Origin of the sequence: Streptomyces sp. NPDC047017 (assembly GCF_040644175.1) — a bacterium.
Taxonomy (GTDB): Bacteria; Actinomycetota; Actinomycetes; order Streptomycetales; family Streptomycetaceae; genus Streptomyces.
This window is the reverse complement of record NZ_JBEYVW010000014.1, coordinates 74256-97746: the sequence shown is the minus strand read 5'-3', so window position 1 is coordinate 97746 and position 23491 is coordinate 74256. Positions and strand designations below refer to the sequence as shown.

The 23491-nt window shown below is 73.7% G+C and carries 19 protein-coding genes and 1 pseudogene; 6 read left to right on the top strand and 14 right to left on the bottom strand.

Annotation, left to right across the window (positions count from 1 at the left end):
• Window positions 1–21: 21 nt before the first annotated feature.
• From ABZ858_RS23415 to fabG, 3 genes are all read right to left on the bottom strand, one after another.
• Window positions 22–1596, bottom strand: coding sequence for an acyl-CoA carboxylase subunit beta (locus tag ABZ858_RS23415; RefSeq protein ID WP_361381793.1), 1575 nt, complete (start codon window positions 1594–1596; stop codon window positions 22–24).
• 107 nt (window positions 1597–1703) lie between these two features.
• Window positions 1704–2048: an acyl-CoA carboxylase epsilon subunit gene (locus ABZ858_RS23410; RefSeq protein WP_361381790.1), complete on the bottom strand. Its 345-nt coding sequence runs from the start codon at window positions 2046–2048 to the stop codon at window positions 1704–1706.
• A gap of 228 nt (window positions 2049–2276) precedes the next feature.
• Window positions 2277–3062 (bottom strand): 3-oxoacyl-ACP reductase FabG, encoded by a 786-nt coding sequence (fabG, locus tag ABZ858_RS23405; RefSeq protein WP_361381787.1) that lies wholly within the window; start codon window positions 3060–3062, stop codon window positions 2277–2279.
• A 254-nt stretch (window positions 3063–3316) separates the two neighbouring features.
• On the opposite strand from fabG, the gene ABZ858_RS23400 reads away from it, so the two are divergent.
• The 4 genes from ABZ858_RS23400 to ABZ858_RS23385 all read left to right on the top strand — a co-directional run bounded on the left by ABZ858_RS23400 (window position 3317) and on the right by ABZ858_RS23385 (window position 7255).
• Window positions 3317–3751 carry an ester cyclase gene (locus ABZ858_RS23400; RefSeq protein ID WP_361381784.1) on the top strand — a complete coding sequence of 145 codons (435 nt, stop codon included), beginning with the start codon at window positions 3317–3319 and terminating at the stop codon, window positions 3749–3751.
• Window positions 3748–4593 (top strand): NAD(P)H-binding protein, encoded by an 846-nt coding sequence (locus ABZ858_RS23395; RefSeq protein WP_361381781.1) that lies wholly within the window; start codon window positions 3748–3750, stop codon window positions 4591–4593. The genes ABZ858_RS23400 and ABZ858_RS23395 overlap by 4 nt, the downstream gene beginning before the upstream one ends.
• Before the next feature lie 41 nt (window positions 4594–4634).
• Window positions 4635–5504: an NmrA/HSCARG family protein gene (locus tag ABZ858_RS23390; protein ID WP_361381778.1), complete on the top strand. Its 870-nt coding sequence runs from the start codon at window positions 4635–4637 to the stop codon at window positions 5502–5504.
• 275 nt (window positions 5505–5779) lie between these two features.
• On the top strand, window positions 5780–7255 hold the full coding sequence (locus tag ABZ858_RS23385) for a PDR/VanB family oxidoreductase (protein WP_361381775.1): 1476 nt from the start codon (window positions 5780–5782) through the stop codon (window positions 7253–7255).
• 54 nt (window positions 7256–7309) lie between these two features.
• Here ABZ858_RS23385 and ABZ858_RS23380 read toward each other — a convergent pair whose 3' ends face one another.
• The 6 genes and pseudogenes from ABZ858_RS23380 to ABZ858_RS23355 all read right to left on the bottom strand — a co-directional run bounded on the left by ABZ858_RS23380 (window position 7310) and on the right by ABZ858_RS23355 (window position 15375).
• Entirely contained in the window at window positions 7310–8572 is a 1263-nt protein-coding gene (locus tag ABZ858_RS23380) for a hypothetical protein (protein ID WP_361381772.1), read from the bottom strand.
• Complete coding sequence (locus tag ABZ858_RS23375) at window positions 8569–11478, bottom strand: DEAD/DEAH box helicase (RefSeq protein ID WP_361381769.1); 2910 nt, start codon at window positions 11476–11478, stop codon at window positions 8569–8571. Before ABZ858_RS23375 ends, ABZ858_RS23380 begins: the two co-directional genes overlap by 4 nt.
• A 29-nt stretch (window positions 11479–11507) precedes the next feature.
• Window positions 11508–12572: an alpha/beta hydrolase gene (locus ABZ858_RS23370; RefSeq protein ID WP_361381766.1), complete on the bottom strand. Its 1065-nt coding sequence runs from the start codon at window positions 12570–12572 to the stop codon at window positions 11508–11510.
• Between the two features lie 185 nt (window positions 12573–12757).
• Window positions 12758–13188 (bottom strand): annotated as a pseudogene (locus ABZ858_RS23365) (ATP-binding cassette domain-containing protein); the annotation flags it as partial.
• A 105-nt stretch (window positions 13189–13293) separates the two neighbouring features.
• A complete protein-coding gene (locus ABZ858_RS23360) occupies window positions 13294–14331 on the bottom strand; it encodes a transketolase C-terminal domain-containing protein (RefSeq protein WP_361381764.1) in 1038 nt (345 codons plus the stop codon).
• Between the two features lie 12 nt (window positions 14332–14343).
• On the bottom strand, window positions 14344–15375 hold the full coding sequence (locus ABZ858_RS23355; RefSeq protein ID WP_361381761.1) for a thiamine pyrophosphate-dependent dehydrogenase E1 component subunit alpha: 1032 nt from the start codon (window positions 15373–15375) through the stop codon (window positions 14344–14346).
• A gap of 187 nt (window positions 15376–15562) precedes the next feature.
• Here ABZ858_RS23355 and ABZ858_RS23350 point away from each other — a divergent pair, with 187 nt between their 5' ends.
• Complete coding sequence (locus ABZ858_RS23350) at window positions 15563–16651, top strand: cytochrome P450 (RefSeq protein ID WP_361381758.1); 1089 nt, start codon at window positions 15563–15565, stop codon at window positions 16649–16651.
• A 108-nt stretch (window positions 16652–16759) separates the two neighbouring features.
• On the opposite strand, the gene ABZ858_RS23345 is transcribed toward ABZ858_RS23350, so the two are convergent.
• From ABZ858_RS23345 to ABZ858_RS23335, 3 genes are read right to left on the bottom strand one after another with little or no spacing between them, the layout of a single operon-like run.
• On the bottom strand, window positions 16760–17050 hold the full coding sequence (locus tag ABZ858_RS23345) for an antibiotic biosynthesis monooxygenase family protein (RefSeq protein ID WP_361381755.1): 291 nt from the start codon (window positions 17048–17050) through the stop codon (window positions 16760–16762).
• Window positions 17051–17103: 53 nt separating this feature from the next.
• Window positions 17104–18060, bottom strand: a complete 957-nt coding sequence (locus tag ABZ858_RS23340; protein WP_361381752.1) for an EamA family transporter — start codon at window positions 18058–18060, stop codon at window positions 17104–17106.
• A gap of 18 nt (window positions 18061–18078) precedes the next feature.
• Window positions 18079–19566, bottom strand: a complete 1488-nt coding sequence (locus tag ABZ858_RS23335; RefSeq protein WP_361381749.1) for an MFS transporter — start codon at window positions 19564–19566, stop codon at window positions 18079–18081.
• 183 nt (window positions 19567–19749) lie between these two features.
• Here ABZ858_RS23335 and ABZ858_RS23330 point away from each other — a divergent pair, with 183 nt between their 5' ends.
• A complete protein-coding gene (locus tag ABZ858_RS23330) occupies window positions 19750–20520 on the top strand; it encodes an SDR family oxidoreductase (protein WP_361381746.1) in 771 nt (256 codons plus the stop codon).
• On the opposite strand, the gene ABZ858_RS23325 is transcribed toward ABZ858_RS23330, so the two are convergent.
• Window positions 20469–21788, bottom strand: coding sequence for an activator-dependent family glycosyltransferase (locus ABZ858_RS23325; protein WP_361381743.1), 1320 nt, complete (start codon window positions 21786–21788; stop codon window positions 20469–20471). The genes ABZ858_RS23330 and ABZ858_RS23325 overlap by 52 nt on opposite strands.
• Window positions 21785–23443 carry an FAD-binding protein gene (locus ABZ858_RS23320; RefSeq protein ID WP_361381740.1) on the bottom strand — a complete coding sequence of 553 codons (1659 nt, stop codon included), beginning with the start codon at window positions 23441–23443 and terminating at the stop codon, window positions 21785–21787. The genes ABZ858_RS23325 and ABZ858_RS23320 overlap by 4 nt, the downstream gene beginning before the upstream one ends.
• Window positions 23444–23491 lie beyond the last annotated feature (48 nt).

Sequence of the window (23491 nt, the reverse complement as noted above, 5' to 3'; positions counted from 1 at the left end):
CGCCGTGTGTCGCCCATCGCGTCACAGCGGCGGGTTGCCGTGCTTGCGGGCGGGGGTTTCGGCGTATTTGCTCCGCAGCATGGTGAGTGCGCCGATGATCGCGGAGCGCGTCTCGGCCGGGTCGATGACGTCGTCCACGAGGCCGCGCTCGGCCGCGTAGTAGGGGTGCATCAGTTCGGTTCGGTATTCCTTGATCTTCTGTGCCCGTTCGGCGTCCGGGTCCTCGGCTGCCGCGATCTCGCGGCGGAAGATGACATTGGCGGCGCCTTCGGCGCCCATGACGGCGATCTCGTTGGTGGGCCAGGCCAGGGAGAGATCGGTGCCGATGGAACGTGAGTCCATGACGATGTACGCGCCGCCGTAGGCCTTGCGAAGGATCAGCTGGATGCGCGGGACGGTGGCGTCGCAGTAGGCGTACAGCAGTTTGGCGCCGTGCCGGATGATGCCGTTGTGCTCCTGGTCGACGCCGGGGAGGAAACCGGGCACGTCGACGAGGGTGAGGAGCGGGATGTTGAAGGCGTCGCAGAACTGGACGAAGCGGGCAGCCTTTTCGCTGGCGTGGATGTCGAGGACTCCGGCAGCCGCGACGGGCTGGTTGGCCACGATTCCGGTCACGTGACCGTCGAAGCGGGCCAGCGCGCAGACCACGTTCTGGGCCCAGGCCCGCTGGACTTCGAAGTACTCGCCGTCGTCGGCGATCTCCTCGATGACCGAGCGGATGTCGTAGGCCTGGTGGGGGTGGGCCGGGACGAGGCTCAGGAGGTTGTGGTTGCGCCGGTCGGCGGGGTCGCCGGTGTGCTCGCGGGGCGCGGTTTCGCGGTTGTTGGAGGGCAGCAGCGACAGCAGGAAGCGTACGTCCTCCAGGCAGCTCTCCTCGTCGTCGTAGGCGAAGGCCGCCACGCCGGAGACGGACGTGTGGACGCCGGCGCCGCCGAGGCCGTCGTGGGTGATGTCCTCGCCGGTGACCGCTTTGACGACGTCCGGGCCGGTGATGAACATCTGTGAGGTGTCGCGGACCATGAAGACGAAGTCGGTGAGGGCGGGGCTGTAGGCGGCGCCGCCGGCGCACGGGCCCAGCATCACGGAGATCTGCGGGATCACTCCGGAGGCGCGGGTGTTGCGCCGGAAGATGCCTCCGTAGCCGGCGAGGGCGGTGACTCCCTCCTGGATGCGGGCGCCCGCTCCGTCGTTCAGGGAGATCAGCGGGGCGCCTGCGGACAGCGCGAGGTCCATCACCTTGTGGATCTTCTGGGCGTGGGCTTCGCCGAGGGCGCCGCCGAAGATGCGGAAGTCGTGCGCGTAGACGAAGACGGTCCGGCCGTGGACGGTGCCCCACCCCGTGACGACTCCGTCGGTGTAGGGCTTCTTGCCCTCCAGGCCGAATCCGGTGGCCCGGTGGCGGCGGAGTGCTTCGATCTCGTGGAACGAGCCGTCGTCGAGGAGTGTCTCGATGCGCTCGCGTGCCGTCAGTTTGCCCTTGGCGTGCTGCCGTTCGGTGGCTTCGGGGTCGGGTCCGGCGACGGCGCGGGCCTTGGTCTCGGCCAGTTCCGCGGTGCGGTCCTGGATGCGGGCGGGGGAGACGTCGCTGAGGGTCATGGAGTTCCTCCGGGACGGTGTTCGGATTCGTCGCCCCCCTGGCCCCGGGGCCCCGGGGCCAGGGGGACCCGGCCTTCCTCGGGAGTCCTTGGTGGGGCCGGATGGGGTCAGGAGGCCCAGGAGTCCGGCGCGCGGTAGGTCGGCCGGGAGCGGTGGGGCGGTCTGGGGATCTGCGGTCCGGCGGTGGCCGGGCCGCTGTCGTGCAGCCGGCGCAGTGCGGCGATGAGCAGTGCTGCCACGGCGGCTGTCTCCTCGGAGGTGGGGTTTCCGCGGGAGATACGGATCGAGGCCGTCACCGGTGCCGCCGAGAGCGGTGTCCCGGCGGTGCCGGCCGGTCCGGGCGGCAGTGTCCGGGGCGGGCCGGCGGGGGTGCGGGACGGCGCGTCCGCGGGGGTGCGGGGGCCGGGCTGGTGCTGTCGGCTGTCGGCGGCCGTCCTTCGGCGCGTGCTCATGCGGACCCTTCCGGTTCTCCCGGTGCGGGTCCCGGTGGGGTTCCGGGGAGGACCGGGTGCTGTCGTACGGCTTCCTTGCCCGGCCCGGCGGGGGCACCGGTGGCCGGCCGGGGCACCGGGCCGCTCCGGCGGGGACGGCGCCGGTCGCCCTGGCGGGTGTGGTGCGCACCCGGTGGACCTCGCGGGTTCTTCCCCGGGGATCGGGGCGGCCCGGGGGGCCTTCCGGGGTCAGAAGTTGCCGAGGCCGCCGCAGACGTTGAGGGCCTGCGCGGTGATGGAGGCGGCCGTGTCGGTGGTCAGGTAGCCGACCAGGCCGGCCACCTCCTCGGGGGTGGAGTAGCGGCCGAGCGGGATCTTGGCGGTGAACTTCTGCATGATCTGCTCTTCGGAGGTGTCGTAGGCGGCCGCGTAGCCGGAGCGCACGCGCTGGGCCATCGGGGTTTCGACGTATCCCGGGCAGACGGCGTTCACGGTGATTCCGGTGGGAGCGAGTTCATTTCCCAGGGCTTTGGTGAAGCCGACGACACCGTGCTTGGAGGCCGAATAGGGGGCGCCGAGCACAACGCCCTGCTTGCCCGCGGTGGAGGCGATGTTGATGATCCGACCGCGGCCGGAGCCTTCCATTCCGCCGTTCTTGAGGACTTCGCGGGTCAGCCGGAAGACGCTGGTGAGGTTGGTGGCGATGACGTCCTCCCACAGTTCGTCGGTGAGGTCGGCGGTGGGGCCGCCGCCGCTGCGGCCGGCGTTGTTGACGAGGATGCCGATCGGGCCGAAGGCGGCGACGGCGGATGCGACGAGCGCCTGGAGCGAGGCGGGGTCGCGGACGTCGGCGGTGGTGCCGTCCACGTCCAGGCCCTCGGCGCGCAGTTCTGCCACCTTCTCCTTGACCTGCTGCTCGGTGCGTGCGCAGAGGAAGACCCGATGGCCGCGGCGGGCGAGGTCGCGTGCCACGGCCAGTCCGATCCCGCTGGTGCCGCCGGTGACCAGGGCCACCGTGGGGGTCTGTGTCGTCATGGGTCTACCTCCGTCAGGGGCATGGGTGGGCCCGACTCTTTCCCGGCGCGCTCGACGGCTGCCCGAGCGGCGCTTGAGGGCGGGGGTGCGCGTCTGTATCGCGGAAGTCCCGCTCGAACGCAGCTCGATTCCTGGTGCATGCTGTGTCGAATTGCCTTCCCGGGATGTTGTGGGAGGTTGTCCGCCCGGCTTCTTTCCGAGCAGGATTGCGAAAGACCCGGAGAGCCCAGAACATTTCCCGCGGAAGGAATGCGATGAGCAGTCAGATAGACGCCGTGCGCCGAATGATCCAGGCATACAACACCGGTGAAACCGGTGATGTGGCGGAGTACATCCACCCCGACTACCTGAACCCCGCCTCGATGGAGCACATGGACCTGCGTGGTCCCGACTCCTTCGCCATGGCCGTCAAGTGGCTGCGGATGACGTTCTCGCAGGAGGCCCGCCTGGAGGAGGTGCAGTTGGAGGAGCGGGGGGACTGGGTGCGCGCTTCTCTGGTGCTGTACGGCCGCCACGTGGGCGAACTCGTCGGGATGGCCGCCACCGGGCGGGTCTTCTCCGGGGAGCAGATCCACCTCATCCGTTTCGTCGACGGCAAGATCCGTGACCACCGCGACTGGCCCGACTACCAGGGCACGTACCGGCAGCTCGGTTCCCCGTGGCCGGAGCCGCAGGGCTGGAGGGCATGAGCATGTTCCTGGTCACGGGAGCCACCGGCAAGGTCGGCCGGGAGGCCGTGGGCCGGCTTCTCGCGCTGGGCCACCCGGTCCGGGCGCTGAGCCGTACGCCCGGGGAGGCGGGTCTGCCCCGGGGTGCGGAGGTGGTGGCGGGCAGTCCTGCCGATCCCGACTCGCTCAAGGCGGCCTTCGACGGGGTGTCGGCGGCTCTGGTGGTGCTCTCGGGCGACGTGGGCGGTCAGGCGGCGCACGTGGCGGCCGCCGCCCGTGCGGCCGGCACCTCGCGGCTCGTACTGCTGTCCTCCGGCGGCGTCGAGCATCCGTTGCCGCACGGCATCGCCCGGGAGCACCGGGCCGCCGAGGTGGTGATCGAGGAGTGCGGGGTGCCGTGGACGTTCCTGCGGCCCGGTCCCTTCCACGCCAATACCTCCTGGTGGGCTTCCACGGTCCGCGAGTCGGGTGCGGTGCGCTGCTGGATCGGCAACAACCCCGGTGCTCCGATCGACGAGTACGACATCGCCTCGGCCGCGGTGGTCGCGCTGACCGAGAACGGCCACCGGGGGAAGTCGTACCTGCTCACCGGTCCGCAGACGCTGACCTCGCAGGAGCAGGCCCGCATCCTGGGCGAGGTGCTGGGACGGGAGCTGGAGTTCTCGGTGGCGCCGCCCGAGGAGGTCGTGGAGGTGTTCACCAGGATCACCGGGGACCGCGCGGCGGCCGAGTCCGACGTGGCCGCCCTGCGCAGCCCCGAGGTGCCGTGGGCCAGGCCGACGAGCGCGGTGCGTGACCTGACCGGGCGCGAGCCGCGCCCCTACCGCCAGTGGGCCGTGGAGAACGCGGCCCTGTTCGGCTGACCGGCAGTGGCACCGCACATACACATCCGAAGGAGTGGCAGATGAGCAGGATCCTGGTGACCGGTGCGACCGGTCTGCAGGGCGGGGCGGTGGCGCGTGAGCTGGTCCGCCGGGGCCGGCCGGTGTCGGCGCTGGTGCGGGACCCGGCCGCCGAGCGGGCGCGGGCGCTCGCGGACCTGGGTGTGGAGCTGATCCGCGGCGACCTGGACGACGAGTCCTCGCTGCGCTCGGCGCTGGAGGGTTTTCACGGTCTGTTCGCCGTGCAGAACTTCATGACCCCGGCCGGGCCGGGGGGTGAGGTCCGCCAGGGACGGGCGCTCGCGCGGGCCGCGAAGTCGGCGGGAGTCGGCCATGTGGTGTACACGTCGGTGGGCGGAGCGGAGCGGGAGAGCGGGGTCCCGCACTTCGATTCGAAGCGGGGCATCGAGCGGTATCTCACGGGCACCGGTGTGCCGCTGACCGTCCTGCGTCCGACGTTCTTCATGGACAACTTCGCCGCCCACGGGCCGGAGCTGGTGGACGGCACGCTGGTCGTGCGGCTGGCGCTGAAGCCCGGGACCCGGGTGCAGTTCATCGCGGTCGACGACATCGGGTACTTCGCCGCGGAGGCCTTCGACCGGCCGGAGGCGTACGTGGGGCGGGCGGTGGAGATCGCCGGTGACGCCCTGACCGCGACGGAGGTCGCGCAGGCGTTCGCGGCGCGTTCGGGTCTGCCGGCCCGGTTCGAGGAGCTTTCGCTGGACGCGCTGGCGCACAACCCGCACCTCCCCAACGCCCCCGACATCGCCCTGATGTTCGAGTGGTTTCAGGAGCACGGGTACCGGGCCGACATCGAGGCGCTCCGTTCCGGGCATCCGGGGCTCCGGTCCTTCGCGACGTACCTCGACGGCATCGAGGTGCCCGTCGGCTGACGGTCCGGTCTGTACGCGGGCGCGCGAGCGGGACTCCAGCGCCGGCCGTCACGGTGGACAGGCCGCCGGGCGCCCGTGGGCAGGCGCATGCGGCGCGCATCCCCGTGTACGACACGCGAGACGAAAGCGAGGCCGCCTTGGCAACCCTGACCCGGCAACCGTCCCCCTCGACCCCGGACGAGCCCCAGGAGGTGCCGGGGAGCCAGGGGCCGCCGGACGCTCCCCCGACCGGACGGGCGCGAAAGCCGTTCCGGCTCAGTGGCAGGGGGCGCAAGGTGACGCTCGCCCTGCACATCCTGTCGTCGGTCGGCTGGGTGGGCCTGTCCCTGTCGATGGCCACGCTCGCGCTCATCGGCTACCTCACCTCGGACCCCGGGGTGGCCGAGGGCGCGTACTACGCCATGTACGTCTTCGACGAGAGCACCGTCTCCCTGGTCAGCCTGATCTGCGGAGCCAGTGGCGTGCTGCTGGGGTGCGGCACGCCGTGGGGCCTGATGCGCCACTGGTGGGTGCTGGTGAAGTGGGTGCTCACCCTGGGCGTCGCGGTGTTCGCCTGGGTGTACACCCATCCGCTGGTGCTGACGGCCGCCGAGAAGGCCGCCGCGGCCGAGGGCGGCGGCTACACGCCCGGCACGGAGGGCACCCTGCTCGCCTGGACCGTACCGCCGGTGTTCGGTGTGCTGGTGTTCACGGGCGTGCTGTCGGTGTACAAGCCGTGGGGGCGCACCCGTCGCGGGCGCCGGTACGCACAGACCCGGGCGGTCGTGCCCGCGCGGGCCCCGGGCTCCGGTGCGGTTTCGGCGCGCGTCGGGGACGTGGCGGTGCGCGTCGAGGCCGTCGAGAGGCCGGCCGAGGACGTCGTGGCCCTGCGGCTGGTTCCCGTCTCGGGGGCCGCCACCGCGCCGTGGCGGCCGGGTGCGCACCTCGACCTGGTCCTGCCCTCCGGGAAGGTGCGCCAGTACTCGCTGTTCGGTGACCCCGCGGACGGCTCGGCGTACCGGGTGGCGGTGCTGCGGGACCCGGCGGGCAGGGGCGGTTCGGCCGAGGTCCACGGCCTGACCGTGCACGACCGGCTCACGGTGCGCGGTCCGCGCAACCACTTCCCGCTGGTCGAGGCGCCCGCGTTCCTGTTCGTCGCGGGTGGCGTCGGGATCGTCCCCTTCCTGCCGATGATCGAGGAGGCGGAACGGCGGGGCGCCGACTGGCGGCTGGTGTACGTGGGCCGCAGCCGCGCCTCCATGGCGTTCCTGGAGCGGTTGGAGCGGTACGGAACCGGGCGCGTCCTCGTGTACGCAAGGGATGTGACGGACCGTCCCGACCTGGCCGCGTACCTGTCGGCCGGCCCGGTGGGCACGGCCGTGTACTGCTGCGGCCCCCCTGGGCTGATGCGGGCCGTCGAAGGGCTGATGGAGACCGCCTGCCCGGCGGGGAAGCTGTATCTGGAGCGGTTCGAGGCCGACCCGGACAGTGCTGGGGGCGAGAAGCTGCCGTTCGAGGTCGAACTCGGCCGCAGCGGCGCGGTGGTGCGCGTGGGGGCCGGCCAGTCGGCGCTGGAGGCGCTGCGGGAGGAGGCGCCCGGCCTCGCCGCGTCCTGCGAGGACGGGCTGTGCGGCAGCTGCGAGCTGCGCGTGCTGCGGGGCACGCCCGACCACCGCGACCATGTGCTCTCGCCGGACGAGCGCGGGCGTACGGACGTGATGTACCCGTGTGTCTCGCGGGCCCGTGGGGAGCGCGTCGTGGTGGACCTGTAGCAGTGCGGCCCGGGACGGAAGCGGAGCCGTCCCGGGCCCTGCGCGTCCCGCGGTTCAGCCGTCGAGGAGGTCGGCGAGGGCGTCGGCCGGGTCTTCGTGCGGTGCGGCGGCCGGCCACCACCGGCCGTCCTCCTGCCGGTAGGGGTACCACCGGCCGTCCCGGCCGTAGCGGAGCTGGAGTCCGCGGCCGGTCAGCGTCCAGTGGTTGGCGTGCACGTCGATCTCGGGAAGTTCGTCCTGCTCCCAGCCCGCGGCCAGGGCGTGGCGGGCGCGGGCGGTGTCCTGCCGCGGCGGCGTCCATGCCTCTTCCAGCACGTCCAGCCCGGTGCTGCCACCCCATCGCCATGCCTCGACCGCCCGTTCGAACCGCTGCGGGTTGCCGGAGGTCTCCCGCAGCCGGGCCAGGACCCGGGTGTCGGGTCCGGTGGCCGCGATGCGTACGCAGTCCCGCCACAGGTCCAGCGGTGCCGGCGGCGCGGCGGTCAGTCCGTGCGTGTACGCGAGCAGTTCGCGGGCACGCACGGCCGCGCCGGTGATCAGCCGATCGAGCGGGTCGGTGCCGATCGACGCGGTGGACGCGTGCGCGGTGATAGGAGGCGCGGGCAGCGGCGGCAGCGCGGGCAGCGCCGCCGGAGCGCGCCCGAACACCTCCTCGGCGGGGATGCCGTCGGGCAGCGGCGCCGCGGCGGGCTTCGTCTCCTGCCTCCTCCCACCGCTGCCGAGACCGCCCGCGATCGCCTGCATCAGTACGACGGAACGCAGTTCCTCCTGAGCCTGTGACGCGCTGCGTCCGCGCAGCAGAAGCAGCAGGAACGGCTCCTTGTCCAGCAGCCAGGACGCCTGGTAGCTCAGTGCGGCCGCGTGCGTGCAGACGTACTCGAAGGCGTCGCAGTCGCAGTCGGCCTCCAGGTCGCCGTAGCCGGGCAGCAGGCTCACCCGTGCGTCCTCGGCGGCTTCCAGCAGGTCGGGCGGCAGTTCACCGGCGAGCAGGCCGTCGGCGACTTCCGGCAGTGCGGCGGTCTTCTCCCAGAGCGACTCCCATGCGGCGTCGTCGAGCTCGTGCAGGGTGAGCACCGTCTGGAACGGATCGCCGTCCTCGTAGCCGGTGGTGGACAGGCGGCCGGGGCTGACGGTGATCGGTCCGAGCCGGCCGGTGCGCGCGTAGGCGCGGCCTCTTTTCAACGCGTCCTCGTCGAGGGAGGTGTCCTCCAGCGCGTCCGCCCAGGCCTTGCCCCACCAGGACTGACCGCGTACCCGGCCGCCGCGGCGCGCGGCGAAGGCCGGAAAGCCCCGTGCGTCCGTGTCGTTGCCGCTCATGCCTCGCTCCTCAGCTCGACCAGGTTGGCCAGCTCGTCATTGGTCAGTTCCGTCAGCGACTGCTCTCCGGAGCCCAGCACCGCGTCCGCGAGGTCCTTCTTCGCTTCGAGCAGGGCGGCGATGCGGTCCTCGACCGTGCCCTCGGAGATCATCCGGTGGACCTGGACGGTGCGCGTCTGCCCGATGCGGTAGGCGCGGTCGGTGGCCTGGGCCTCCACCGCGGGGTTCCACCAGCGGTCGTAGTGCACGACGTGGTCGGCGCGGGTGAGGTTGAGTCCGGTGCCGGCCGCCTTGAGGGAGAGCAGGAACACGGGCACCTCCCCGTCCTGGAACTGGCGGACCATCTCCTCGCGGCGCGGCACCGGAGTGCCGCCGTGCAGCAGCAGAGTGGGCACGCCGCGTGCGTGCAGGTGCGCCTCCAGCAGGCGCGCCATGGTGACGTACTGGGTGAAGACCAGGACGGCGCCGTCCTCCGCGGAGATGGTGTCGAGCAGTTCGTCGAGCAGTTCCAGCTTGCCGGAGCGGCCGGCCAGGCGGGTGTCCTGCGCCTCCTTGAGGAAGTGTGCGGGGTGGTTGCAGATCTGCTTCAGGCCGGTGAGGAGTTTCAGCACCAGGCCGCTGCGGGCGATGCCGTCGGTGGACTGGATCTGCGCCATGGTCTCGCGGACGTGGGTCTCGTACAGGGTGCGCTGCTCGGCGGTGAGGGCGACCGGGTGGTCCGTCTCGGTCTTCGGCGGGAGTTCGGGGGCGATCCCCGGGTCGGACTTCCTGCGGCGCAGCAGGAAGGGACGGACCAGTTCGGCCAGCCGCTGTGCGGTGGGGCCGTGCACCCCCTCCTCGCCCGGTGGTGGTCCGAATTCGGCGCGCTCCGCGCGTTCGGCCTCGATGGCGGCGGCCCAGCGGGTGCGGAAGCGGCTGTGGCCGCCCAGGAGCCCGGGGGTGGTCCAGTCGAGGACGGCCCACAGTTCGGAGAGGTTGTTCTCGACCGGGGTGCCGGTCAGGGCGATCCTGGCGTCGCAGGGGATGAGCCGCAGTGCCTTCGCGGTGCTGGAGTGCGGGTTCTTGACGTGCTGGGCCTCGTCCGCGACGACCGCACTCCAGCGGTGCGCGCCGAGCCGTTCCGCGTCGAGACGCATGGTGCCGTACGTGGTCAGGACGAAGCCCTTCGTGGCGCCTTCCAGGGTGCGCTGGGGGCCGTGGTAGCGGCGGACGGGTGTGCCGGGGGCGAACTTGCCCACCTCGCGCTGCCAGTTGCCCAGGAGGGAGGCGGGGCACACGACGAGGGTGGGGCCGGCGCTGTCCGGGTGCTCCTGGCGCAGCAGGTGCAGGGCGATCAGCTGCACGGTCTTGCCCAGGCCCATGTCGTCGGCGAGGCAGCCGCCGAGGCCCAGCGAGGTCATGCGGTCCAGCCAGCGCAGGCCGCGCAGCTGGTAGTCGCGCAGGGTGGCGTGGAGGGCGGCGGGCGGCTCGACGGGTTCGCCGCCGCCGTCCGGATCGGCCAGGCGGCGGCGGAGGGCGAGCAGCCAGGCGCTGGGGGCGACCTTCACCTGGGTGCCGCTGATCTCAGTGTGTCCGGTGAGGGCGGCGGCGAGTGCCTCGATGGCGGTGAGCGGTTCGAGGTCGCGTTCGCGGATCTTGCGGGCGGTGTCGGTGCCGATCAGCACCCAGTGGCCGCGCAGCAGGACCAGCGCCTGGTCGCAGGCGGCCAGTTCGGCGTTCTCCTGCTCGGTGAGGGTCTGGCCGTCGAGGTCGAACTGCCAGCGCAGGCCGACCGTGCCGTCGCCGCCGAAGAAGGACCGCAGGTCGGTGGGCGGGGTGCGGTCGCCGCCGACGACGGCGCGGGGGACGAGGGAGCGGACGGTGTCCGTGGGCCAGAGCACCTCGACGTCCTGGGCGGCGAGCCGGTCGGTGGTGCTGCCGAGCAGGTCGCGGACCTCGTGGTCGGCGAGGTCGAGGGCGGAGGGCACCGGCAGCAGCCGCGACAGGGGCGGCCAGACCTCGGCGGCCCGCCGTACGGCCGCGATGGTGTTGTCCTGGGCGCGCCGTCCGAATCCGGCGGCCTCGACCGAGGCGAACAGTTCGTCGGCGTCGGCGCTGCGGGTGGGGTCGTCGGGGCTGGAGACCTGGGGCACCAGGCGCAGCGCGGGCGGCTCGCCGTCGCCGGCGGGCATCAGGTCCACACGCAGGGCGAGCCTGATGCCCGAGGCGAGTCCTTGGGAGATCTCCTCGGCCCAGGCGCGCAGTTGGGGGACGTACTGCGGTTCCATGGCGGCGAAGGCCGGCCGGCCGGCCGCGGCCGGGGCGGCGGCGGTGCGCGGCAGGGTGTCGGCGACCGCGTCGACGAAGGAGCGGAGCAGGTCGGCGATGTCCGGCAACAGCAGGGGGCCGTCCTCGGGGACGGCCAGCGGGGTGGCGAGCGCCTCGGCCGGTGCGGCGGCGGCCAGTTCGCGCAGGTGCTGGACGTCCTCGGGGGCGAGCGGACCGGCCCGCCAGGTGTCGTGGTTGGTGGCGGAGACGCCGGCGAGGAGCCGGCCGCGGGCGGCGAGGTGCAGGCCCGCGGCGGTGGCGGCGCCCCAGAACGCGGCGGACGCGCTGGGGGTGGGGTCCGCGGGGTCGCCCGGGTGCGCCCCGCGGGTGTGGAGCCGGCGGGCCAGGGTGAGGGCGGGCAGTGCCTCGGCCACGGTCAGCCGCAGGACCGGGAAACGGCGCACGGTCAGGGTGCCGCTCTCGTCGGTGACCAGGTCGGCCTCGCCGCTGTCGCCGAAGGGCAGTGCGTCGAGGCCGCTGCCGGGCGGGCCGTCGGGGCTGCGGAAGGCGAGTCGTCCGGTGCGTGCCGGGTCTCCCGGCTCGAAGACCACCGCGCACTGCGCCAGCAGGCCTGCCTGCTCACGCGACATCCACACCATCTGTTCCGCCTCCTGATCCGGCCGTTCGGTCAACTCCCGTCGTCGACCCGGCGCTTGGTCCAGTCCTGGGCGTAGGCGTACCACACGGCAGCGGTGCGGTGCATATTGAGGCTGTGCCCGGTGGCCGGAACAGCGAGGGCCTCCAGCTTGGCCCGGGGCCCGTACAGGGGGGCGGCGGCGGCCTTGAGGGAGTCCGTGCTGGAGCAGTCGGTGCCCTGACCGCCGCAGATGAGTCTGTCGTCCTGGCCGACGACGACGAGGACGGGGACGCGGATGTGCCGGTTGAGGGCGACGTCGCCGTAGGCGGGGTCGGTGGGGTAGACGCCGGGTTCGGTGGTGAGTTCGTCGTGCAGCAGTACCCGGGGTTCGGCACTCCCGCGGTGGTAGAACCAGTCGGCCTTGCCGCCGGTGCGCAGGGCCAGGTAGCCGTCGTCGAGGCGGCGTCCGGCCAGCAGCGGGTGCTGCCCGGCGGGCATGTACAGGCCCAGCATCTGCTCGAAGGAGGCGTTGTTGGGCGGGGCGCCCTCGCCGGTGAGCACGAGGCCGTCGACGGCGTCGGGGTGTTTGGCCGCGACCATGCGGGCCACCGTCGCGCCGAAGGAGTGGCCGACCAGGACGACTTTGCGGTAGCCGCGCTCGCGCAGGGTGCGAATGAGCTGGAGGGTCACCAGTTCGTGGGTGGTGTCGGTGTAGCGGGAGCTGTGCGGGGCGGAGCTGGTGCCGCTGCCCAGCCGGTCGAAGGCCAGCGCGGCGTGTCCGGCGGCGGTGGCCGCCTCCATGTAGGAGGGGCCGCCGCCGCGGCCGCGCACGGTCCAGTAGCCGCGGTCGTAGGTGCCGCCGTGCACCAGCAGGTGGACCGTGGTGGCACGGGGACCGCGCGGGGTGCAGAGCGTGCCGGAGATCCGCTGGTCGGCGCGGGCTCCCTCGGCGACGGCCACCCGGGAGGTGAACGGCGTGCAGGCCGCTTCGCCCGGCTTGTGGGCGGTCGCGGTCGGCCTGTGGGCGGTCGCGGTCGCGGTGGTCGCGGGGCCGACGAGCAGGGGCAGCACGAGTGCCGCCGCGGCGGCCGCCAGGGCTCGGGGGCGCAGGGCCATCGGGTTTCTCCTTGGGGGTCGGTGCGGGGGGGGTGTTCCGCGGGCGGGCGCGGGCCCGGCCGGCCCCCGTCGTGTCAGCTCGTGAGAGGGCGGTAACGGTTCACGGCCGGCGGGAAGAAGACCGCGGTGAGTACGAGGGGCCAGAGCACGGCCGTCACGGTCGCGTGCTGCGCGATCCACGAGGCGCCGGTGGTCGGTTCGTCGAGGAAGAGCACCGGCGGGGCCAGCACCATGCTCGCCGCCAGGTCCAGGCGGCGGCGCATGCCGCCGGAGTAGTCCTTGACCGGCTTGCCGCCGGTGCCGGTGCCGGTGAGGCGGAAGTGCTCCAGCAGTGCGTCCGCACGGCGGCGGGCGACGGCGGGGCACAGGTGGTGGAGCCGCCCGGACGTCACCAGATTCTCGCGGCCGCTGAGGACTTCGTCCACGGCCGCGTGCTGGCCGACGAGTCCGATGCGGTGGCGGACCTGGGCCGCCTGCCGGACGACGTCGAAGCCCGCGGCCTCGGCCCGCGCACCGTGGCCCGCGGGACGAGGAGATCGAGCCCGTCGAGGACCTTGGCGGTGCCGTGGCTCCTGCGGAGCCCTTCGGCGACCACGGCCGACCTGCTCGGTTCCACGTCTCGTGCCTTTCGCTCGCTCGGGTGGGCGCGGGGGTGCGCCGGGTGCACGAGGGGCGGGTGCGGCGGGGTGCGGATCAGTACGGTCCGCCGCACCCGCCCCGGTCAGTACGGTCCGCTGAATCCGGCGTCCACCCCGGTCAGTACGGGCACGGTGCTCCTGTCGGAGCCGACGAGGTCGAGGCAGGCCCCGGCGATCTTCGCGGCGCTGGGGTGGAAGGCCTCCTCCAGCGGCCAGGACACCGGGGCGGGGCAGTCGGGCGGGGTGATCCGGCGGACCGGGGCGCGCAGCTCGCCCGGGACGCGTTCGGCGATCACCGCGGCGACCTCGGCCGAGAAGCCGTAGCGTGCCCAGCTCGTGTCGGCGACCACGACGCGGCCGGTGCGGGCGACCGACTCGCAGATGAGGTCCTCGTCCAGCGGCCGGATGCTGCGTACGTCCACCACCTCGACGCTGACGCCCTGTCGGGCGAGCAGGTCGGCGGCACGCTCGGCCTCGTGGACCATCAGGGAGGCGGCGACCACGGTCACGTCGGTGCCGTGCCGGGTCAGCCGGCCTGCTCCGAAGGGCACGGGCGTGAGTTCCTCGGGCACCTCGCCCTCAAGGGGGTAGAGGGAGCGGTTCTCCATCAGCACCACCGGGGTGTCCGCCCGCAGGGCGGCGGCCAGCAGGCCCTTGGCGTCGGCCGGGGAGGCCGGTGCGGCGACGTACAGTCCGGGGAAGTGGCCGAACGTCGCGTGCAGGCTCTGCGAATGGGTGGCGCCCTGACCCCAGCCGCGGCCGACGACGCCGCGCATGACGACCGGCACACCGCCCTTGTCGCCGTACATGTAGCGCCACTTGGACGCCAGGTTGATCATCGCGTCCATGGCCAGGAACATGAAGTCGGCCCGGGTGTGCACCACGAGGGGGCGAAGCCCCTGGTCGGCGGCGCCGACGCAGATGCCGGCCACGGCGTTCTCGCTGTTGGGGGTGTCGACGACCCGCTGGGCGCCGAAGCGTTCGAACGCCGGGCGGGTGGTGCCGTAGGAGCCCTTGTGATCGTCGACGTTCTGCCCGGCGACCAGGATGCTCGGGTCGGCCTCCATCGCCTGGACGGTGCCCTCGGCGATCGCCTGCGCGTAGGTGAGCGTGCGGCTCATGGTGCGCTCCTGTCAGCTCGCGACGGCCGGGCGCCCGTAGGCCCCGTCGGTCAGTCGGTCCGCGGTGGGGTAGGGGGCGGCCTTGGCGGCTGCGACCGCGAGGCGGGTCTCGTCCCGGAACTGCTCGTCCCAGCGGGCGACGAGTTCCCCGGCGTCCGGTTCCGCCGCGTCCGGCTCCTGTGCGCGCAGGGCCGCCGTGCCGCGGCGGACCGGGCAGCGCTCCAGCCACTGCTCGACCTCCGGCTCGGGGCGGTCGATTCCGGTGTCGAAGCCGGGGCCGACGTGCTCGCGCCAGCGGTAGGTGTCCAGTTCCAGGAGGTAGGGGCCAAGGCCCGCCCGGCAGTGCGCGGTGGCCCGCCGGGCGGCCTCGTGGACGAGTGCGACGTCGTTGCCGTCGAGGCGCTCGGCGGCGATCCCGTACGCCCGGGCCCGCTCGGTGATCCCCGTGTTCGCGGAGTTCGCCGGCTGGCGGGCCGAGAGCGGGGAGGAGATCGAGTACGCGTTGTTCTCGCAGACGTAGAGGACCGGGACGCGGTGCACCGCCGCGAAGTTGAGGGATTCGTGGAAGACGCCCTCCTCGGAGGCGCCGTCGCCGAAGAAGGTGACGACGACCCGCGAGGAGCCCCGCTTGGCGAGGGCCCACGCGGCACCGGTGGCCACGGAGATCATCTCGCCGAGGATGGCGGCCGATCCGGCGAAGCCGACGGCCCGGTCGGTCAGGTGCACCGACCCGCCGCGCCCGTTCGAACAGCCCGTCTCCTTGCCGTACAGCTCGGCGACCATGCCGGTGAGATCGCCGCCCTTGGCGAGGTACGCGGCATGGCTGCGGTGCCCGGTGTAGACGAGGTCGCTCGCGCGCAGGGCGGCGCAGACTCCGACGGCGGCGGCCTCCTGGCCCACCGAGAAGTGCACGGGGGTGCGCATCTCCTGCTCGTCGCGGTAGAGGTCGGCCAGCTCCTCCTCGACGCAGCGGATGCGCACCATCTCCCGCAGCAGCGCGGCCGGGTGCGCCACCGGGTCCTCGGGTGTGTTGGGGATCGGCACGACCGACGCCACCTCCAGGCTCGACTCAACGACCGAGTGGTGATCGTCGCCGTGTCCGGTCGAGCTCTTCTGGAGCCGGGGCGGAGCGGCGGGCGGCTGCGGCGCTCGACCGGTCCTCCGCCGGGGCCGCTTAGCCTGCGCCTGCCCGCGGCGCGCACGTGCCCGCGAGGGAGAGGGGAGCTCGACGATGGTCGTGGCGGAGAAGGAGCTGGGCCGCCGGCTCCAGCTCGTCCAGGGAATCCACTGGTTGCGCGGGGCGCAGGGCGACCGGTACGCCGCGCTGCTGCGCGGGTACGACGGCGCGGGACCGCAGGAGCACTACGCCGGTCTCCGGGAGGCCGGGCCCCTGTGGCGCAGCCGCCTGGGCACCTGGGTGAGCGCCCGGTACGACGTCGCCGCCGAACTGCTGGCCCTGCCGGCGGCGCCCGGCGGTGCGCGGACGGCGGTGGCCTGGGACGCGGGGCTGCCCGCCCCGGACCCGGCGCAGCGGCCCGGCGACGACCGGGTGCGGGCCCTGGCCCGGGAGGCGTGCGCGCGGCTGTGGGCGGGGCTGGGCACGGAGGTGGACCTGGTGTCGGAGGTCGCCGCCCGTGTTCCCGCCGAGGTGCTGGCGGACCTGCACGGTCTCACCGGGACGGACCGGGAGCGGCTGGCCGGGGCGCTGGCTGCGGCCTCCGGCGCGCTCGACGCGGCGCTGGCGCCGCCCGCCTACCAGGAGGCCGCCCGGCTGCCGGGCGCCGTGGCCGTCCTGCGCGGACTGCTGGGCGAGGGGGCCGTGCTGAGGGCGGTGGTGGAGGTGCGTGCCGCGCGGGAGACCGCCGCCGGGGCGCTGGGCGCGCTGGTCGCCGGTCCGCAGGAGTGGGGGCCGCCGGCCGGGCAGGAGCGGCAGTGGGCGGTGGAGGTGGTGGCGGAGACGCTGCGTCACGACGCGCCGGTGAAGGTGCACGTGTTCACCGCGGCGGCCGACGCCGGGGTCGCCGGGCAGCGGATCGCGGCCGGGGAGGAGGTGGCGGTGGTGGTCGGTGCGGCCAACCGCGACCCGCGGGTCTTCGACCGGCCCGACGTCTTCGATCCCGGCCGGGCCCGGCCGGACGGGGTGCGGCCGCTGGTCCCCGCGCCGTACGGGGTGCCTCTGGAGCCGTTCGCCCGGACCGTGGCCGAGACGGTGGTGGCGTTCGCGGCGGCCGGTCCGCGGCTGCGGGCGGCCGGCCCCGCGGTGCGCAGCCGGCGGACCCCGGTGACGGGCGGGCTGCTGACGCTCCCCGTCCGGCTCTGAAGGGGGACGCGGGGCCTGCGGGGCGGGCACGGAACGCCCGGCCGGGAGTTTCCCGGCCGGGCGTCGTGCTGTGCGGGGCGGTACGGCGCCCGTCGCGGCGTCCGGGTCTCAGGCGGAGCGCTCGTACAGCGGGACGTAGAGGTTCGGGTCACTGGTGCTGAGCGCCTTCAGCGCGGCGCGGTGGGCGGTGAACTCCGGTTGGTCCAGGGCTTTGCGGAAGGACTCCTCGTCCTGCCATTCGGCGACGTTGGCGTACGCGGCGGGGTCCTGGGCGTGCCGCATCAGCCGGTGGCGTACGAAGCCGGGCTGGGCGGCGAAGAACGCGGACGTCTCGTCGAAGGCGCGCTCGAACTGCTCGGTCGGTCCGGTGACCGTGAAGCGGTTGATGAAAGTGATCAAGGTGTGGTCCTTGTCTCGGTCCCCGGCCGGGCCCGGCGAGGGCCCGGACCGGGTCAGCGGGTGGTGGACGTCGGCTCGGCCAGGGGCCGCGCCGGGTGGCTGCCGGTGGCGGGGGCGTGCCGCGGGAGCCGGGCGAGCACCACGCCGAGGGCGATGACGGCCATGCCGATCACCTCGCGACCGGAGAGCCGGTGGTTCTCCAGCACGACCATGCCCAGGGTGAGCACCACGGGCACGACGTACAGCACGCTGGAGGCCCTGGCCGCGCCCTCGTCGCGGATCAGCCAGGCGAAGCACAGGTACACCAGGCCGGTGTTGAGGACGCCGAGCACCAGGAGCGCGCCGACGACGGCCGGGGTGAATTGCGGGGCGCGGTCGAAGCCGCTGCCCGGCATGTTGATCGCGGCCCAGCCCACCCCGATGACCGCCTGCGAGGTGGTCAGGACCAGGGGGCGCATGTCCTGGCCGTCCTCGGCGGCCGGCTTCATCAGCTTCTCCATCAGCAGCATGGACCAGCCGTAGGCCAGCGCCGCGACGGCGTTGACCGCCGCGGCCGCCGAGAGCCACTGGGCGCCCGCGTTCCAGGGCGCGTACAGCACCAGGACACCCGCGAAACCGACGAGCAGGCCCGCCGGCAACGTGGCCGGGAGGCGTCCGGTGCGGCGGCGCGCCAGGTACAGCACGACCACGCACAGCGGCACGCTCGCGTTGAACACCGAGACCATGCCCGCGTCGGCGCCCACGGCGTCGTCCACCAGCTCGACCAGCAGCACGGGCAGCGCGTTGGCCAGGAAGGCGATGAGCACCAGCCGGCCCCAGAGCGCGGGGCGGCGTGGCAGCCGGGTGCCGCTGAACAGCAGCACTCCGAGCATGGCCACGGCGCCGACGAGAATCCGGAAGAAGCTGAACTGCGCCGAGTTCAGGCCCTGGAAGACGACCTTGATCCAGAAGTAGCTGATGCCCCACATCAGCCCGACGGCGCCGAAACGCGCCAGGGAGCCAAACCGCACGGCTGTTTCTCCTGTCTGTCACGAGGGGGAGGTGTGCGCGGCGGCGACACCGGAGGGTCGGATGAACAAGGCGGTGACGAACGCGGTCGCGGCGAAGGCGGCTCCGGCCAGGAAGCTGGCCGACATGCTGTGCACGAACACCCGGCTCAGGGTTTCCTCGGGCGAGGCTCCGCCCGGCAGGGACTGCTCGGCGCCACGTCCGGCCTGGGTGCCGACGGTGACCAGGAGCGCGAGCCCCAGCGAGGCGCCGAGGGTCTGCAGGGTGTTGTGCACGCTGGAGGCGGCGCCCGCCTCGTCGCTGTGCAGGCCGGAGGTGGCGAGGATGACGGAGGGCACCACGCACAGCGCCATGCCGGTGCCGAACAGCAGCAGCGCCGGCAGTACGTCCGCGCTGTAGTCGAAGGCCGGGTTCAGGCGGGACAGCCACACGTTGGAGGCGAGCAGCAGGACGGCGCCGGCGAGCAGCAGGGTGCGCGGCCCGAGCCGCCGCTCCAGCCAGAGCGCCGCACCGGACATGGTGATCATCGCGGCGGCGACCGGAGTCAGCGCCACGGCCGTCAGCATCGGGCTGTAGCCCGCGAACCGCTGGAGGAACTGGACGAGGAAGAAGCCGGTGCCGATCAGGGCGCCCTGGACGGCGAAGGTGGTGGTGTACGCCCAGGTGCGGTTGCGGTCGGCGAACAGGCGCAGCACCACGATGGGCTGACGGGCCCGCCGCTCGATGCGCCAGAAGACGAACAGCAGTGCCGCCCCGGCGGCGATCGGTGCGGCGACGGTCAGGTCCGTCCACGGGTGTTCGGCGGCCCGGGTCAGGCCGAACACCAGCGCGACGGCGCCCAGGGTGGACACCAGGGCGCCCGCCAGGTCGAACCGGCCGCGGCTGGGTGTGGTCTCCTCGATCACCAGCGGCGCCAGCAACAGGATCAGCAGGCCCAGCGGGACGTTCAGCAGCAGCAGCCACCGCCAGGAGCCGAGCGAGGAGAACGTGCCCGCCAGCAGCAGCCCGCCGGCGGTGCTGGCGGCGCCGACCGCCATGTACAGGGCGATCGCCCGTTTGCGCGCGCCCTCCTCGCCGGACATGCTCAGCACCAGGGCCAGCGCACTGGGCGCGGCGAGGGCGGAGCCGATCCCCTGCACGGCCCGTACGGCGATCAGGAACTCCCCCGAGGTGGCGGCGCCGCGCAGCGCCGCGGCCACGGTGAACAGGGCGACCCCGACGAGGAAGACCTTGCGCCGGCCCAGCAGGTCGCCCATGCGTCCGCCGAGCAGCAGCAGTCCGCCGAAGGTCAGCAGATAGGCGTTGATGACCCAGCCGAGGCCGACGGGGGTGAGGTTCAGTCCCTGGCTCATGCCGGGCAGGGCGATCTGCACCATCGACTCGTCGAGCAGCACCATCGCGTTGCAGCCGGCGAGCAGGGCGAGGGCGGTGCCCGCGCGCACCGCTCCGCGCCCGGGTGCCGCGGGCAGCGGCCGGGGCGCCGGAACCTTCGACGTGTGCACGGACATGCCTGGCCTCCTGAAAGGGTTCGACAGCGGACCGCCGGTGCGGCGGAGCGTGGGTGGAACGGGCGCCGGGGCTCTGAGGAACCGGCCGCGCGAGGGGTGGTCCGGCTGGCGCCTTTCGGCCAGGACACCTTCCCAACGGGCGCTAGAGCGGCCTTCGAGTACGGGTGGCTAGCGTCCGTGGACATGACGCATTCCCCCAGCAGTGGTGCGGCACGGCGCACGGTTGTCGTCACCGGGGGCGGGACGGGCATCGGGCGGGCGACCGCGCGGGCCTTCGCCGCCGAAGGTGCCGAGGTCCTGATCGTGGGGCGCACCGAGCAGACCCTCGCGGCGACGGCCGCCCCCTGCCCCGGCATCCGGACCCTGACGGCGGACCTCACGGCGCCGGGCGCCGCACGGCGGGTCGCGGCCGCGGCCATGGAGTCGTGGGGCCGCGTCGACGTGCTGGTGCACAATGCCGCGGCCGTGCTGCCCGAGCCCGCCGGGTCCCTCACCCGCGGTGCGGCATGGCGGCAGGTGGAGACGAACCTGCTGGCCCCGCTGTTCCTGACGCAGGCGGCGCTGGGCGGCCTGGAGGCCGCCGGCGGCACGGTGGTGTGCGTGGGAACCGCGGCCACGCTGGGCCGACGGGCGTTCCCCGGCCTGTCCGTGTACGGGGCCACCAAAGTGGCGCTGGACTTCCTCGTCCGTACCTGGGCGGTGGAGCTGGCACCGCGCGGCATCCGCGCGGTGGGGGTGGCGCCGGGCGAGACCGACACGGGGATCGGTGAGCGCATGGGCTGGAGCGAGCAGGACATCGCCCGCCATCAGGCGCAGGCGGCCGCCCGCACGCCCTCGGGCCGGGTGGGACGGCCCGAGGACGTGGCGTGGTGGATCGTACGGATGGCGCGGCCCGAGGCGGGCTACACCAGCGGCACGGTGGTGGCGGTCGACGGCGCCGCCTCGGTCGTCTGACGGGCGGCGACCGTCATCCGCTCCAGGACCGGCACGAGATCGTTGGGCGTCGGCTCGGCGAGGATCTCGGCGCGCACCTCGGCGGCCGCCCCGGCGAACGAAGGGTCCTCCAGCAGCCGCAGCACCGCGGCGCGCAGGCCGTCCGCGGTCAGCTCGTGGGCGGGCAGGCACAGTCCGTACCCCAGTTCCTCCACCCGGCGGGCCTTGGCGACCGTGTCCCAGCCGTAGGGCAGCAGGATCTGCGGCACGCCGTGGAGCTCGGCGGTGGAGCGGGTACCGATGCCGCCGTGGTGGACGACCGCCGCGCAGGTGGGCAGCAGGTCGTTGAGCGGTACGAAGTCCACCAGGCGGGCGTTGCCGGGCACCGCGGTGAGCGTCTCGCGGGCCGCACCGCCGAGCGTGGCGACGATCTCGGCGTCCACGTCGGCGAGCGCGTCGAGCCCCTCGGCGAAGGAGAACGAGGTGTCCAGCTCGCCGGAGACGCCCAGGGTCAGGCAGACCCGGCGCCGCTCGGCCGGTGCGCGCAGCCAGTCGGGCACCACGGAGGCGCCGTTGTGCGGGACGTAGCGCACGCCCACCGTGGGCAGGCCCAGGTCGAAGCGGGAGCCGGGCGGGGTGATGTCCACGGTCCACTGGCCGGTGACCATCTCCTCGGCGAAGCCGAGTGCGGGCACGTACCGGTCCATCACCCGGCCGAGCCACTCCGCGGTGGGGTCCTGGGCGGTTCCCGGCGGCAGCGCCGCGTTCAGCCGCAGGAACTCCTGCCGGGCCCGCACCGTGATGTCCATCCCGTGCAGCAGGCGGGCGTGCGCGGCCCCCACGGCGCGGGCGACGACCGCCCCGGCGAAGGTGTGCTGCTCCCAGACGACCAGGTCGGGCCGCCAGTGCCGGGCGTAGTCCACGAGGCCGTCGAGCATGGCGTCGTTGCTCACCGAGGCGTACAGGGCGGATACCGCGACGGACTCCAGGGCGAGCAGCGACTCGTGGGTCCACCGGGAGCGGTCCTCGCCGGTGAAGTCGAAGCCCTGGACGAGTCCGGACCCCTCCTCCAGGAGCTGGCCGAAGAGGTCGGGCGCCCACGGGTCGTCGGCGTACCACGGACCGGTGCCGACGGGCACGGCCGTCAGGCCGGCCGCGGTGATCTGGTCGGTGATCTCGGGATGGCCGGCCACCCGCACCTCGTGCCCGGCGGTCCGCAGCGCGGAGGCCAGCGGAACCATCGAGAAGTAGTGGGTGTGGTGCGGGAAGGAGACGAACAGGACCTTCATCGGACGTGCTCCGGCGTGACGGCCAGCGCGTGGCGGAAGACGTCGCGGGGGTCCCAGGCGGCCTTGACGCGCTGGAGGCGCGGGTAGGCGTCCTTGTAGTAGAGGCGCTGCCACGGCACGCCGGAGGTGTTCCACCGCGGATCGGCCAGGTCGATGTCGGAGTAGTTGATGTAGCAGCCGTCGGTGTCGCGGCCCGGCACCGGGACCCCTCCGGTCGCCGCGAACACGTCGCGGTACAACCGGCGCAGCCAGTCGACGGCCGCCCGGTCGGCGGCCGGGTCCTGCCAGGTGTTCATGTAGATCGCCTTGATGACCGAGTCGCGGTGCGAGGAGGCGGTGGCGCCGCCCGCGACCGAGTTGATCCGCCCGCCGTAGGAGTGGAAGGTCACGTTGGACAGGTCGTGCCGGTTGCCGGTGCTGTTGAGGTACGTGTACAGGACGTCGGCCTGGGCGTTGTCGTGACCGCGGCGCAGGTACGCCGACTTCAGCTTGTGGCGGCCCACGTCGCTGTCCTGGGCCCCGGCCAAATACTCGGCCGCGGCGATCCAGGACCGGCTGGTGATCGGGGAGAACTGCGGGGACCCGCCGGCGCCGTCGGCGACGGCGCGCAGGTAGGCGCGCAGCAGGCGTTCGGCGTCCGGCCGGGTGCCGTCCATGTAGGCGTAGCAGTTGGCCGCCGGGCCCGGGTCGCCGCTCTCGGGGCGGCCGTAGCAGACCAGCCCGCCGTAGAGCCCGGTGTACGGGGAGTCGGCGTCGCTGTGCTGTTCGTGCCAGCGGCCGTGGTTGCGGATCACCCGGCGGAACGACGCCCGGTCCATGTCCTCGCGGGGGAAGCCCACCATGCCGGCCAGGATGTCGCGGGGCGGGCGGGGCAGCAGCAGGGACGGGTCGGCGCAGTGGCGGGGGGCGTCGGGGGAACGGAACCAGTAGCGCGTGACGACGCCGAAGTTGCCGCCGCCGCCTCCCGTGTGCGCCCACCACAGCTCGCGGCGGGGGTCGGTGCGCTCCCGGGTCGCCACCACCGCCCGGGCGCGGCCCGCCGCGTCCACGACGACGACCTCGACGGCGTACAGGTAGTCGGCGGCCAGGCCCAGGGCGCGCGAGAGAGCGCCGTAGCCGCCGCCGGCGATGTGGCCGCCCAGGGCGACGGTCGCGCTGGTGCCGCCGGGCAGGGTGACACCCCAGCCCGCGTCGAGCTTCCTGTACACGTCCATCAGCTGGGCGCCGGCCTCGATCATGAAGGCACGGCGGCGGGCGTCGTAGCTGACGGCGTCCATCGCGCCGAGGTCCAGGACCAGCCGCACGGCCGGGTCGCCGGCGACGTTCTCGTAGCAGTGGGCCCCGCTGCGGACCGCGATCCGCCGGCCGGTCCGCACGGCGTCGCCGACCGCGCGTACCGCTTCCTCGGTGGTGGTGACGAGCCGGAAGGCGTCGGGGTGCGCGGTGAACCGCTTGTTGCTGCCGCGCGTCGACAGGGCCGCGTATCGCGGGTCCTCGGGGGTGACGACCGCGCCCCCGCCCCCGGCCCCGGGTGTGGGGTGGGGGGCGGGCCTGTCCTGGGCGTGGGCGGGGACGGCTCCGGCGGCGGCGAGCCCGACGGCGGCGCCCGCCGTGAGAGTGCCGGCGACGAAACTCCGGCGGCTGGGAACGGTCATCGTTCACCTTTCTCGGTGGCTGTGTCGGTGGGGTGCGCCCCGCCCGCG